The sequence below is a fragment of the Hymenobacter sp. NBH84 genome, from assembly GCF_014217645.1.
Taxonomy (GTDB): Bacteria; Bacteroidota; Bacteroidia; order Cytophagales; family Hymenobacteraceae; genus Hymenobacter; species Hymenobacter profundi.
The window spans coordinates 1,377,346-1,391,155 of the sequence record NZ_CP043644.1; the positions used below are offsets into that span (position 1 = coordinate 1,377,346).

Consider the following 13,810-nt stretch of genomic DNA (forward strand, 5'->3'; position numbering starts at 1 on the left):
GAAAATGAGAAAAATAACCTCACCCCCCAGCCTGCTGGTATTGTTTCTCCTGCTCCTCGGCTCCCTACCCTTGCGCGCCCAAACCCTCACGCTGCCTGGTGTCATCGGCGCGGCGCTAAAGGAGTCGGCGGTGGCGGGGCAGGCCGCTACCACCCGCGAAACCAGCTATTGGCAGTACCGCACGTATCAGTCGAACTACCGGCCGCAGCTGGCGTTGCAGGGCACCGTGCCCAACTTCAGCCGCGTGATTACGCCCGTAGTGCAGCCCGACGGCACCATTGAATTTCAGGCCGTGCGCCAGAACTATTCCACCCTGGGTCTTACCTTAAGTCAGGCCATTGGTGTCACGGGCGGCTCGGTGTATGTGACTTCCGAGGCTCAGCGCTTCGACGATTTCAACCGCAACACCCGCCTCTACAACAACCAGCCATTCAGCCTGGGCCTCACGCAGCCGCTGGGGCGTTACAACGCCCTGCGTTGGGCGCGCCGCATTGAGCCGCTGCGTTACCAAGAGGCCAGTCGGCAGTTTGTGGAGGAGCGTGAAACCATTGCTCAGCGCATCACGGAGCTGTATTTTGACGTGCTGCTGCAACAAGTGAATGCCCGCGTAGCCACCCAAAACGCCCAGGCCAACGCCGAGCTGCTGCGCTTGGGTAGGGAGCGGCAACAGCTCGGCCGCCTGTCGCAAAACGACTTGCTGCTGCTGGAATTGAACCTGCTCCGCTCGCGCCAGGCTCTGGTGCAAGCCCGCCTTGATGCTCAGCAAGCCGCCGTGGGCCTACAAAGCTACACCGGCCTGCGCGCCGATACGCTGCTGCTCGCGGTGCCCGTCGTAGCGCCGCGTCCGGTGGTGGCTCCTGCTCAGGCGCTAGCCTACGCCCGCCAATACCGCGCCGCACCGCTGGCCTTCCGGCGGCGCTTACTGGAGGCCGAAAGCGAGGTAGCCCAGGCGCGGGGAACCACGGGGTTTGTGGCTACTCTACAGGCCAATGTGGGTTATACCAATAGTGCGCAGGACTTCTGGCGCACTTACCATCAGCCGCAGCAACAGCAGCAAATTAGTCTGGGCTTTGCGCTACCGGTGGTGGACTGGGGTAGGCAAAAATCGGTGCGGAAAACGGCCGAGCTGAGCCGCCAGCAGGTAGCCCTCACGGTAGCCCAGGAGGAGCTAACCTTCGAGCAGAGCATCACCACGCAGGCCGCGCAACTAGGTGGCTTGCACGAGCAGCTAACCCTGGCCGCCCAGGCCGACACCCTGGCCCAGCAGCGCTACGATATTTCCCAGGCTACCTACAAGGTTGGCCGCATCAGCCTCACCGACCTCAACATTGCCCTTGCGGAAAAAGACCAGGCCAAGCGCGCCTACATTGCGGCCCTGCGCGCCGCTTGGGTGGCGCACTATCGCCTGCGCGCCCTCACGCTGTATGATTTTGAGCAAGAACAGCCGCTGGCGCGGGAGTAGCGGAAAGGTCATGATAAAAACGACACCAACAATGGCTGTCATCCTGAGTGCAGCGAAGGACCTTCTCACAACAGAACGACAGCCGCGCCAATGACTTGTCCTACCGTCATAAGGTTCTTCGCTGCACTCAGGATGACAATCCAGGAAAGACGGTGATAAATACTGGGTTGATGAATCCGAACAACCTGTTCGTTTGCGAACATATTTTAGCAAGCGCATTTTATGAATGATGAATGTAAATTATTGATAATAAAAACTTTACGTGAATGGCACGCGGCTTGGCTACTTCTATCAGAGACGAGCACCATGCTACATAAAACCGAACACTTCTTCCACCTTCGCCTACTCCTATGAACCAGTTTCCTACCTCTGCTACCCAGCCAGCGTCGACAGTAGCCGCTGCTGAGGCCGTTATTCAGCTCACCGGCATCGAAAAGGTATATCAAACCAAAACCATCGAGACGGTGGCCCTAAACCAAGTGAATCTGTCGATTCAGCGGGGCGAATTTGTGTCGGTGATGGGGCCGAGCGGGTGTGGTAAGTCTACCTTGCTCAGCATCATGGGCTTGCTGGATGAGCCCACCAGCGGCACCGTGGCTATTGATGGTCGCGCCGTGACCAGCTACTCCGACCGGGAGCTGGCAAACCTGCGCAACCACAAAATCGGGTTCGTGTTTCAGAGCTACCACCTGATTAACGACCTGTCGGTGCTCGACAACGTGGAGCTGCCCTTGCTTTACCGCAAAGGGGTAGGGGGAGCTGAGCGCCGTCAGCGCGCCCTGGCTGCCCTCGATACGGTGGGCTTGAGCGCCCGCACCCGGCACTTCCCTAGCCAGCTCTCGGGCGGGCAACGCCAGCGCGTAGCCATTGCCCGCGCCCTGGCTGGCCGGCCCGAAATCATCCTCGCCGACGAGCCCACCGGCAACCTCGACTCGGTGATGGGCGAGGAAATCATGGACCTACTGCTGACCCTGAACCGCCAACAGGGCGCTACTATCGTGATGGTAACGCACGACGAGCAGCAAGCCCTGAAAACCGAGCGCATCATCCGGTTTTTCGACGGCAGCCAGGTCAATTAAATGGTAAAATGGTGAGTAGTGAGATGGTGAGTTTGAAGAACAAACTGCGCCATTAGCACCATAACTCACCATTTTACTACCCACCATTTCACCTTTATTCTTATGCTTCTCAACTACCTCAAGATAGCCTGGAAGGTCTTGCTCAGGCGCAAGTTTTTTACCTTCATCAGCTTGTTCGGCATCAGCTTCACGCTGATGATCTTAGTGGTGCTCTATGCGATGATCGACTACACGATAGGGCCGCACACACCCGAGAAACGCGTCGACCGCATGCTGTTCGCGAATCGGATGCAGCTAATGTATCGCGAAGGCGGACAGAGCAATTCCTCCATCGGTTACGACTTTCTGACGCGGCACGTACGCACCCTGCACACACCAGAAAAGGTGTCGCTCAGCGAAAGTAACTTCGGTACGACGGTAGCCTACGTAGGACAACAGGTACTAAAGTTAGACCATAAACGCACCGATGGGGAATTCTGGCAGGTCCTAGATTTCGACTTCGTGTCTGGGCGGCCCTACAACTTAGACGAAGTGCGCGACGCGGCTCGCGTGGTCGTCATCAATGAGACGACTAGCCGTCGCTACTTTGGAACCACAACCGGGGTAATAGGTCGGCCACTGGTGCTCGATGCGGTGCCGTATCGAGTGGTAGGAGTGGTACGCGACATTTCTATTTCGCGAATCTTCTCCTACGCAGAAATCTGGACCCCGGTGACTACAACTACCGATAACCTGAAAGACCCCAACTACTTGGGCGGCTACCAGGCTATCATATTGGCTCGCCGGGCTGGTGATTTGCAGCAGATACAGGACGAATATCAGCAGGTTGTGAATCGCCTACCTGTACCCGACCCCAAAACCTACAAGAAGGTAAACTCCTACGCTCAGCCGCTACTGGCATCGCTCACTGCACGCTTCAACAACGATGCTGGCGTTGAGGGGGGCGTAGGGCGCTTCATGAAAGTGGTGTTAAGTATGGGGTTGCTGTTTATGCTATTGCCCGCTTTGAACTTGATCAACATCAACGTGAGCCGCACATTGGAGCGCTCGGCTGAGATTGGAGTACGAAAGGCATTTGGAGCAACAGCGGGCAACTTGGTAGGTCAGTTTCTGCTCGAAAATATCTTTCTGACCCTATTGGGGGGCATACTGGGGCTGGGGTTGGCAGCGGGAGCACTGCACCTAGTCAATGACAGTCATTTTCTGGCGTACTCCACATTCGCTCTCAACGGGCGGGTATGCGCGGTGGCACTAGGAGTAATCCTGTTTTTTGGAATTCTGTCGGGAGCCTACCCGGCTTATAAAATGTCGAAGCTACAAGCCGTGAAGGCCTTAAAAGGAGAAACTGCCGCATGATACGCCACCTGATTACCCTTATGTGGAACCGCAAGCGAGCTAATGGCTTGCTCATTGTGGAGATATTTCTGGCCTTTGTGGTCTTGTTCTCGGTTGGCAGCGTGGGTGTATATACTTGGCGCAACTACCAGACGCCTCTGGGCTTTGATTACCAAGATGTGTGGGAGATAGATCTTAACCCTGGTACGCAGCCCCGCGCAGAACAATTTGGAACCCTGCAACGCATCTTGCAGCGCCTACGGAGCACCCCAGGGATAGTAAGCGTGTCGCGTAGCGTGAGCAACACCCCGTTTGCATTCAGTGAAAACAGCACAACGCTGGATACAGGTGAGGGCACCCCACAAGGCTATGGTGATGTATACGATGCAGGCGCCGAGCTACCTGAGGTAATGGGGCTACGAATAGTGGCAGGCCGGTGGTTCGACCGCCGCGACGATGCCGTAAGCCGCCGCCCACCGGTAGTAATTACCGAGCTTATGCAAAAGGCTCTTTTCCCAGATGGCCAGTCAGCAATAGGAAAAACAGTGCGCGCCAGCCTAGGCAAACCCGAAGAGTTTCAGGTGATAGGCGTGAGCGGGCCCTACCGGGCTGGCGGTGAGTTGAGCGAACCACGGCCCGGCTTCTTTCTCTATGTAAGCCCGCAGGATACGGCACGAGCAATGCAAGTTCTGCTTGTGCGGGTGCGCCCTGGTGCAGGCGCCGCCCTAGAAAAACGCATTACGAATGATGTGCGTGCGATTAATGCTAGCTGGGAAATGGGTGTGAATCCTTTACCTACACAACGTCTGGCTCAGCTAAAGGTGAATCTCGCACCGCCCGTAATACTAGGTATGGTATGCATATTCTTGATTGTGAACGTGGCCCTTGGCCTATTCGGTGTGTTGTGGCTCAACATCAGCCGCCGCCGGGGCGAAATTGGCGTGCGCCGCGCCATGGGCGCCACCGCTGGCAACATCAGCCTACAAGTGCTGGGCGAAATCTTGGTGCTCACTACCTTCGGGCTAGGGTTGGGGCTGCTGGTGGCGGCGCAGTTTCCGCTACTGGGCGTGATGGGCGTGCAAACTGGCGTCTACCTCACGGCCATGCTGCTGGCGGCGGGGCTGCTCTACCTGCTGGCTACCGTATGCGCGCTCTACCCCAGCCGCCTGGCGGCTGGCATTCAGCCGGCCGTGGCGCTGCGGGAAGAGTAGGCGCCTCTGAGTGGTCGGCACCTATCGCCCACCTAGCCACTGCGAACCTCCGCGCCTACCTCAGCGAACCTCTGCGAGAAACAACACCTGAACAACCAGACAACATGCTCCTGATAATCGACGATGACCCCGCCATTCGCATTTCGCTTGGTTTGTTGCTGAAGCAAGCCGGCTACCTCACGCAGGCCGTCGACAACCCCGAAGCAGCCCTGCAAGCGGTAGCCGCCGCGCTGCCGGAGCTGGTGCTGATGGACATGAACTTCTCCCTCGATACTACGGGTCGCGACGGCCTGCAACTACTGGCGCAGGTGAAGCAACTGGCGCCACAGGTGCCCGTGGTGCTCATCACCGGCTGGGGAAGCATTGCGCTGGCCGTGGAAGGCATGAAGGCCGGGGCTGCCGAGTTCATCACCAAGCCCTGGAACAACGACGCCCTGCTCCAGACCATTCGCACCCTACTAAGCCTACCCGTGGCGCAGGGTAGGGGGCCAGAGCCCACGCGCCGCCAACTCGATCAGCAGTACGATTTTCGGGACATTGTGGGGCAAGATGCCGGCTTGCTACACGTGCTGCGCCAGGTAGGGCAGGTGGCCGCCACCGATGCCTCGGTGCTGATTGAGGGCGAGTCGGGTACGGGCAAGGAGCTGATTGCTGAAGCTGTGCACCGCAACAGCCCACGCCGGAACAAGGCGTTTGTGAAGGTGAACCTGGGCGGTATCTCCGCATCACTGTTTGAGAGTGAGCTATTTGGCCACCGGCGCGGGGCCTTCACCGATGCCAAAACCGACAGGGTAGGGCGCTTCGAGTTGGCCAACGGCGGCACCATTTTTCTGGACGAAATCGGGGAGCTGGACCTGTCCTCCCAGGTGAAGCTGCTGCGCGTGTTGCAAGACCGCACCTACGAGGTGCTGGGCGACAGCAAGCCGCGCCGCCTCGACATTCGGGTGATTTGCGCCACCAACCGCACGCTGGCCGAGGAGGTACGCGCCGGCCGCTTCCGCGAGGATTTGTTCTACCGCATCAACCTCATCACGGTGCGCCTGCCCGCCCTGCGCGAACGGCCCCAGGATATTCCGCTGCTGGTGCAGCACTTTGTGGCCGGGCTGCGCACCACCTACGCCCGCCCGGCCCTGAAGGTAGGCACCCGCGCCGGGCACTGGCTCCAGCAACAGCCGCTACCCGGCAACATCCGCGAGCTGAAAAACCTAGTGGAGCGCGCCGTATTGGTTTCCGGTCACGACGAACTGCTGCCCGAGGATTTCCAGGCCCAGGCGCAGTCCCTACCCACCCGCACCCCCGAGCCTGGCGAACTGCCCCCACCCGGCACCATGACGCTGGACGAGCTGGAAGCCCAGATGATTCGCAACACCTTGGAGCATTATCAGGGCAACATCAGCCGCGTAGCTAAAGCCCTGGGCCTGAGTCGACCGGCCTTGTATCGGAGACTAGAAAAATACGAAATCCCCTACGAATGATAGCTGTTAGCTGCTGGCTATTAGCTATTGGCTCTCGTTCTACAAAATGCTAACAGTTAATAGCCAGTAGCTAATAGCTATTATTACTCCCCATGTCCCTTCGCCTTCAGTTCCTGCTTTTTGTCACGCTGATACACGCGGTACTGCTGGTGCTGGCGGCGCAATTGCGGCATACCAACGTGCCGCTATTCATCGGTGCGGAGGTGTTGTTGCTAGTGAGTATCGGGCTGACGATGCAACTGTACCGGGGCTTCGTACGCCCGTTTCAGCTGATTGCGGCCGGTACGGAAGCTATGCAGGCCAAGGATTTCTCGTTGAAGTTTGTGCCCGTAGGCCAGCGGGAGATGGACCAGCTCATCGGCGTATACAACCACATGATTGATGAGCTGCGCCGCGAGCGGGTGACGCAGCACGAAAAGAGTTTTCTGCTGGATAGTCTGCTGCGGGCCTCACCGGCCGGGGTGCTGCTGCTGAGCTTCGACGGCACCATTGAAAGTGTGAACCCTGCCGCCGAGCGGATGCTGCAACTACCCGCCGCTGCACTCCTGGGCCAGCCATTGGCCGCCCTACCCGGCGCCTGGGGCACAGCGCTCAGCACGTTGCTGCCCGACGCGCCCCAGGTGGTGCGCCTCTCAGGCGTGCAAACCTACCGCGCCCACCGAGCCCACTTTCTCGATCGGGGTTTCACGCGCTATTTTATTCTGCTGGAAGAGTTGACCCAGGAGCTGATTCGGCAGGAAAAGCAAGCTTACGAGCAGCTGATTCGGATGATGACGCACGAAATCAACAACTCCATTGGGGCCATCAACTCCATCCTGCAAAGCTTCCACCACTACGCCCCTCAGCTCCGCCCCGACGACCAGCCCGACTTCCGGGAGGCACTCGATGTATCCATTCAGCGCAACACCAACCTGAGCAACTTTGTGGGTGGCTTCGCCAACCTGGTGCGCCTACCCCCGCCTACGCTGCAACCCACGGATGTGCACGCCCTGCTGCACCAGCTGGCGCGCCTGCTGCACGTAGTGAGCGAGCGGCGCCAGATTACCTGGCGCTGGCAGCTAATCGACGAGCCGCTGTGGGCCTCTCTGGATCAGCAACAGCTGGAACAGGCGCTGCTCAACATCGCCAAAAATGCCCTGGAAGCCCTGCCCGATGGCGGCACGCTCACTGTACGCACCCAACTCAGCCCGCCCCTCATCGAGCTGGAAAATAACGGCCCATCCATTCCGCCCGAGGTACAACAACGCTTATTCACGCCGTTTTTCAGCACCAAACGCGACGGCCAAGGCATCGGCCTCACGCTCGTGCGCGACATTCTGCTACAACATCAGTTCCCCTTCCGGCTGGAAACGGTGGCTCCCGGCCGCACAGTATTCACCATTTGGTTGGGTGAGGCAAGGGTAGGAGAGTAGGAAAGAGGGTAGGAGTCTATCATCCTGAACATGTGGCGCAGCAAGCCAGTGTCGAAGGACCTGCTCACGATAGAACGAGTCGTTGGTACACTAGTCATCCTACCGCACTCGCTCGGCTGTGCCGAGTGAGGCTTACACTTGAGAGGCTGCGCCCCGAAGCCGTCCGCGCCGCTTGCACGAAGCCGTCCGAACCGAATGCAGACGTGCGCAGCAGAGCTGCTTGGGCGTAGTGCTCACTCGGCACAGCCAAAAGAGTGCGGTAGAGAATGACGGCTAGGCTCAACCCGTAGTATTTCCCATCGAATGGAAACCGACGGGCTAAAGCGCCCTTTTCCAGCAAACGCGAAATCTGCCGTACTTTTGAACAGTATTCGTCCTGCCGCTTTGCTTCCTACTTCCACGCCGCTTTTTTCGTCTGATGACCGCTACCGGGTGCGGTGCGCGGTGCCGCCCGCGCCCGATGCTACCCTGCCGCTGGCCTATGAGCCCTACCTATACCTGCGGCCGGCGCACATAGCCTTGCAGCACGCCCCCGGCGAGACGCTATTCTTCTACCTCGAAGATCATCAGCAGGGCCAGACGGTAGGGCAATGGCCGCTGATTGTAGTAGAACACCAGGCCTACAGCCCCTGGCAAGCGCCGTTCGGGGGCATGCAGGTAGCACCCGGGGTACCAGCGGCCACCACGCGAGCCTTTGCGACGGCGGTGCACCAAACCCTAGTGACAAACGGAGTAGCACGAGTGCACCTGCGCGCCTACCCCATGAGTTACGACGAGGCCGCCAGCAACGTGCTGCTCCCTGTCTTTGAGGAACTGGGCTACCGCATCACGCTGACGGAAACCAGCTATACACTGCCATTGGCGCAGTCTTTTGAAGAAGAGCTGCATCCCTCGGCGCGACGCCGGCTGCGCAAGTGCCACCGCCACGGCCTGCGCGTGGAGCAGGAGACGCCGCTGTTCCTACCTCTGGCGTATGCGTTCATGCAGCAGTGTCGGCAAGAAAAGAACCAAAGGATGTCGTTGTCGCTGGAGCGGCTGCAAGCCTTATTTCGCGCCTTTCCCAACGACTATTTCCTTTTCTCGGTGCGCGATGCGGCCGGTGCCTGGGCTGCCATGACGGTACTCACCCGTGTCAGCGACGAGGTGCTGCACTGCATTCCCCCAGCCAGTCCACTCAGTTGGAATACGTTTAGCCCCGCCATTCTGCTCACCCAGGGCCTGCACGCCTTCGGGCAGGCCAGCGGCTACCGCCTCCTCGACCTTGGCACCTCCACACTCCCCGATGGCCCCAGCGAGTCCCTGCACGCCTTCAAGCGTCACCTCGGCGGCGTAGCCAGCCCCCGCTTGACACTGGAGTGGCGAGCTGGTGTGTAGTGAAATAGTGAGTTTAACGTTCTGCTGGTGCAACTTGCGCCATCTGCGCGGCTAGAACGTCAAACTCATCACCATCTCATAACTCCCATGTCCACGCTACAACGGTTTCTGAGGGGCTCGGCGGGGGCGGGGGTGGCCGTGGTGGCGCGGGGGGTAGGGGCCGTGGTGCTCAATAAGCTGCTGGCCGTGTACGGTGGCCCCGGTGGACTTACGCTGCTGGCGCACTTTCAGAACCTGCTGGGCTTATTTACTACCCTGCCCGGCGAGGGCGTGAACGTAGGCATCACCAAATACCTGGCGCCGTTACGGGCTGGCTCGGGGCGCTACCGGGCGTGGCTGGGCGCAGGAGTGCTGCTGAATGCGGGTACGCTGCTGCTGGGCATGGCGTTGCTGCTGCTGCGTCCGGCTCTGCTCACAGAGCTGCTGGGGCCGGGCCTGATGCTACGGCTGGGCTTCGGGGTAGGGATAGTACTGCTAGTGAGCTACGCGCTGCTGCAAACGCTGTTGCTGGCGGCTGGCCGGTTGCGCCACTACGTACTGCTCACAGTGTTATTGAGTGGGCTGAGTGTATCCGCCGTGGCAGTAGTGCTGCTACGTGGCGGTTCGGCAGGAGAGGCGCTGTTGGCCTACCTGCTGGCCCAGGGTAGCATGGCCATACCGGCGTTGTGGCTGACGCTTCGAGGTGGGCTGGTGCACCGCTGGCGGGGCCAGATGAGTGCGGCCGCGCTACGGGGGCTGGGGCGGTTTTTGTTGATGGCTGTGAGCCTGCTGCTGTTCGGTAAAGCCGTAGACTTTGCCGTGCGCGACCTGCTAATAGCCCGCTACGGCCTGGCCCGCACCGACTTGTGGCAGGCCGTAGTGAAGCTGTCCGACAACTACACGATGGTGTTTTCGGCGGTAATAAGCAGCGTGTACTACCCCCGGCTGGCGGCGCTGGTAGGGCAGCCCGCCGCCATGCGTCGCTACGTCCGCACGGTGTTGCTGCTACTGGCACCAGTGCTGGCTGTGGGCCTCAGCCTTATTTATTTGCTGCAAAGTTGGCTGCTGCCGCTGCTGTTCGAACTGCGCTTTCTGGCAGCTCGACCCTTGCTTGCGCCCCAGTTGCTCGGCGACTGGGCCAAATTTCTGAGTTGGCTGCTGCTATATCAGCTCACGGCCCGCGCCCAGGTAGGGCGCTACGTGGCGGTGCAAATAGGCGCGGCAATACTCTATGTAAGCTTGCTGGCCGTGTTGTTGCCGCGCTACCAACTGCTGGGCGCCACACTAACTCACGCCGTGCACTATTGCCTGCTGCTAGTAGCATGCGCCGTATATTTCCGGGCCGATTGGCGCACTTCACCATGAGTAGTACCGCTGCCAACTCCCGTCTTTCTGCACCGCCTACCCTTCAGGGGGACGGGATGCCGTTGGTATCCATTGTGGCGCTGTGCTACAACCACGCGCCTTTCCTAAGTGAGGCCCTGGATTCGATTTTGGCACAAACCTACCCGCATCTGGAGGTAATACTGGTAGACGATGCCAGCACCGATAACAGCCAAGCCGTATTGGCCCGCTATGCGCAGGCCAACCCGCGCTGGAAAACCCTGTTTCTACCTCACAATGTGGGCAACTGCGCGGCGTTCAACGCCGCTTTCCGGCAATCGTGCGGCGAATTCATCATTGATTTTGCCACCGACGACGTGCTGCTCTCCACGCGGATAACGCAGCAAGTAGCAGCTTTTCAGGCGCTACCAGCCGAGTATGGCGTTGTGTATACCGATGCGGAGTTGATTGACGAAGCCTCGCGCCCTGTGCGCCTGCACCACCGCCGCGACGCCCGCGGCCGGCTGCATCCCCGCCCCGCCGAGGGCTGGATATTTGCCGATGTGCTGCGCCGCTACTTCATCAGCACCCCTACCATGATGATGCGCCGCACCACGCTGCTCAGCCTCGGCGGCTACGACGAAACGCTGACGTACGAGGATTTCGACTTCTGGGTGCGGGCTGCGCGCTCGTGGCAATTTCGCTTTCTCGACGTCGTTTCTACCCGCAAGCGGTTGCACCCTGGTAGTAAGTCGAGTGTGGCCTACCGCCCGCACGACCCCTACCTGGCTTCTACTATCCGGGTGTGCTACAAGGCATTAGCGCTATGCCGTACATCCGTCGAACGGGATGCATTGGCAGTGCGCGTACGCTGGGAGCTGCGCCAAGCCGTACGTTGGGGCAACCACGTAGAGATTCACGACCTGTACCGGCTGCTCCGGCAGCTACGCGCCGTGCGGCCACTCGACTGGCTGACGTATCGCCTAGCTCCGAAGGTAGTCCGCGTGATAAATCGGTTTTTGCGTAGCTAGAATTGGCACTGTACGTGCTGCCCACTACGCCAGCAAGGATACGCTGAGCAGTATTTTAAAAAGAATAATGAACGTGCAAAAACCGTATTTGCTTACTTTCGATACAATAGGTGCTCCCGATTTAGGGTATATAGCTGTAGCTGGAAATAGTGCATTGCCATTTCAGATAAAGCGAACCTACTGGATTTATTGTACGCCAGAAACGGTAGCCAGAGGTCATCATGCACACCACGAGCTACAACAAGTAGTAATTGCTGTGCATGGCAGTATTGAATTTGTATTGGAAAACGTAGCAGGAGAAAAAACTATATTCCATTTAGAAAAACCCAATGTTGGGTTGTATATCCCTGAAATGCACTGGCGCACCATTAATTTCTCCCATGATGCTGTTTTACTATGCTTAGCTTCCACTGAATACAATGAGGCTGATTATATAAGAGATTTTGAAGTATTTCAAGCTTTAGCTAATCAATAATGGTTGTTTTTCAAAGCGTTATTGCGAAACCGTAGTGTTTGATTGTACTGTGGTCACTATGCTTACTGATTTTCAAATCAAACGTTACGCCCCAAGCGATGCACATATTTGGGATGAGCTGATAGAGCAATCTGTTAACGGTGGCTTTATTCTGAAGCGTTCATTTATGGAATATCATCAGGAAAGATTTGATGATTTTTCATTTTTACTATGGAGCAATAACAAACTTCTCGCTGTGTTTGCGGCCGCTATGCCACGACAACGTGCACATGACAGATTGCTTATTGCGCATTCAGGTCTGACATACGGCGGGTTAATTACAGCGCACAATTTAAAGTACTCCGTGCTGGAAGCACTCTACACGACCTTATTCAATTTTCTGAAAGAAAACGGGTTTACGCAGTTAAAAATAAAACTTACACCAAGAGTATTTTGTAAATACTACTCCGATAACAGTTCGTTTATACTTAATAAAAGTAGCTTTGAGTTGGAAAGAAGGGAGTTGAATTCTGTTGTTGATTTAACGCAGGATTTTAAGATTGGCTCCAGGCAGCAGAATAATCTTCGTAAAGCGAGGAAAAATAACGTAAGAGTAGAAATTTCAGAGCGACTTGATGCGTTTTGGCAAATATTAATTGATAATCTCCGGCAAGTACACGGCGTGAAACCGGTGCACACATTAGCAGAAATTACATACTTGCGCGAAAATCACCCCGAGAATATAGAATTATACATAGCGCAGATTGAAAACCGAATACTAGCGGGGGTGGTAGTTTTCAAGGAGCTACAAAAAGGCTATCTGCATAGCCAGTACGTTTCAACAAATACCGAGGGTAGGCAGGTAGGTGCGGTTGATGCCATTCTGTATCATATTATGCAGCAGGCACAGGACAAGTACCAGCGGTTTTCCCTTGGTATTTCCACGGTGGAAGGGGAGGTTAATTATGGCCTGTTGAGCTATAAGGAAGGGTTCGGTGCCAGAGCAGAGGTAGTGGAAACCTACGCGAAAGTGTTATAGGGGGAGTAGCTTATGCTGATGCGCTATAAGATTAACTCGGTTTGGCTGGTGCTAGGCGGAGCCACGTTAAGCTACGGCCGGCCTACACGCTGTGGGTCTGGTTGCCTAGGCATAACCTTTTTTTACGGGTTACTTAAGGCCTACGATATACAGCTCTACCTGGCCGTCCTGTGCTAGCAAGCGGCGGCGCGGAAACCAACTCAGCACCGAATCGGGGGAGTAGCGGATGAGCTTGCGGGTTAGCTCGTCGTTGCTGAGGGTAGCGCGGTTGAGTAGCAGCCACGCCTGGGCAGCATGGCCGCGCTGGCCACAACTGGTGCCTGGCGGTGGTATAGGAAATAGAGAATGCCGGCGCAGCCCACCGTAGCCAGCAGCGGCCACAGCGTAGTGGAAATGATGTTGACACCTAGTAATGCATACAACCCTGCCACTGGCCCGAAGATCATAGGGCGCTCCTTCAGCGGATCGTGCAATAGACCAAGCGGGTCGGGCTGTAGCCGGAAGGCGCCAGTAAGCAGTTGGTGCGCGTAACGGGAGTAGAAATAGTCGTCCAGCGCTTATAGTCCTTCGTGGGTGAAGATGAAAAACGCGACGGTCATCACCGCCACAAACAGCAGCGTGAGCAAGGGTAGGCGA

12 protein-coding genes are annotated in these 13,810 nt (G+C 57.5%); 11 read left to right on the forward strand and 1 reads right to left on the reverse strand.

What is annotated here, in order from left to right:
• Positions 1-4 precede the first annotated feature (4 nt).
• The 11 genes from F1C16_RS05715 to F1C16_RS05765 all read left to right on the forward strand — a co-directional run bounded on the left by F1C16_RS05715 (position 5) and on the right by F1C16_RS05765 (position 13,174).
• A complete protein-coding gene (locus tag F1C16_RS05715) occupies positions 5-1,462 on the forward strand; it encodes a TolC family protein (RefSeq protein WP_185283384.1) in 1,458 nt (485 codons plus the stop codon).
• Positions 1,463-1,812: 350 nt separating this feature from the next.
• Complete coding sequence (locus tag F1C16_RS05720) at positions 1,813-2,541, forward strand: ABC transporter ATP-binding protein (RefSeq protein WP_185283385.1); 729 nt, start codon at positions 1,813-1,815, stop codon at positions 2,539-2,541.
• A gap of 102 nt (positions 2,542-2,643) precedes the next feature.
• Complete coding sequence (locus F1C16_RS05725) at positions 2,644-3,897, forward strand: ABC transporter permease (protein WP_185283386.1); 1,254 nt, start codon at positions 2,644-2,646, stop codon at positions 3,895-3,897.
• Entirely contained in the window at positions 3,894-5,087 is a 1,194-nt protein-coding gene (locus F1C16_RS05730; RefSeq protein ID WP_185283387.1) for an ABC transporter permease, read from the forward strand. Before F1C16_RS05725 ends, F1C16_RS05730 begins: the two co-directional genes overlap by 4 nt.
• A 104-nt stretch (positions 5,088-5,191) precedes the next feature.
• Entirely contained in the window at positions 5,192-6,562 is a 1,371-nt protein-coding gene (locus F1C16_RS05735; RefSeq protein WP_185283388.1) for a sigma-54 dependent transcriptional regulator, read from the forward strand.
• 92 nt (positions 6,563-6,654) lie between these two features.
• Complete coding sequence (locus F1C16_RS05740; RefSeq protein WP_185283389.1) at positions 6,655-7,974, forward strand: PAS domain-containing sensor histidine kinase; 1,320 nt, start codon at positions 6,655-6,657, stop codon at positions 7,972-7,974.
• Between the two features lie 384 nt (positions 7,975-8,358).
• Positions 8,359-9,348 carry a hypothetical protein gene (locus tag F1C16_RS05745; protein ID WP_185283390.1) on the forward strand — a complete coding sequence of 330 codons (990 nt, stop codon included), beginning with the start codon at positions 8,359-8,361 and terminating at the stop codon, positions 9,346-9,348.
• An 87-nt stretch (positions 9,349-9,435) separates the two neighbouring features.
• A complete protein-coding gene (locus tag F1C16_RS05750) occupies positions 9,436-10,692 on the forward strand; it encodes a hypothetical protein (protein ID WP_185283391.1) in 1,257 nt (418 codons plus the stop codon).
• Positions 10,650-11,681 (forward strand): glycosyltransferase, encoded by a 1,032-nt coding sequence (locus F1C16_RS05755; RefSeq protein ID WP_185283392.1) that lies wholly within the window; start codon positions 10,650-10,652, stop codon positions 11,679-11,681. The genes F1C16_RS05750 and F1C16_RS05755 overlap by 43 nt, the downstream gene beginning before the upstream one ends.
• Before the next feature lie 67 nt (positions 11,682-11,748).
• Positions 11,749-12,156, forward strand: a complete 408-nt coding sequence (locus F1C16_RS05760; RefSeq protein WP_185283393.1) for an FdtA/QdtA family cupin domain-containing protein — start codon at positions 11,749-11,751, stop codon at positions 12,154-12,156.
• Between the two features lie 58 nt (positions 12,157-12,214).
• On the forward strand, positions 12,215-13,174 hold the full coding sequence (locus F1C16_RS05765; RefSeq protein ID WP_185283394.1) for a GNAT family N-acetyltransferase: 960 nt from the start codon (positions 12,215-12,217) through the stop codon (positions 13,172-13,174).
• Positions 13,175-13,303: 129 nt separating this feature from the next.
• On the opposite strand, the gene F1C16_RS05770 is transcribed toward F1C16_RS05765, so the two are convergent.
• Complete coding sequence (locus F1C16_RS05770) at positions 13,304-13,555, reverse strand: hypothetical protein (protein WP_185283395.1); 252 nt, start codon at positions 13,553-13,555, stop codon at positions 13,304-13,306.
• Between the last annotated feature and the right edge of the window lie 255 nt (positions 13,556-13,810).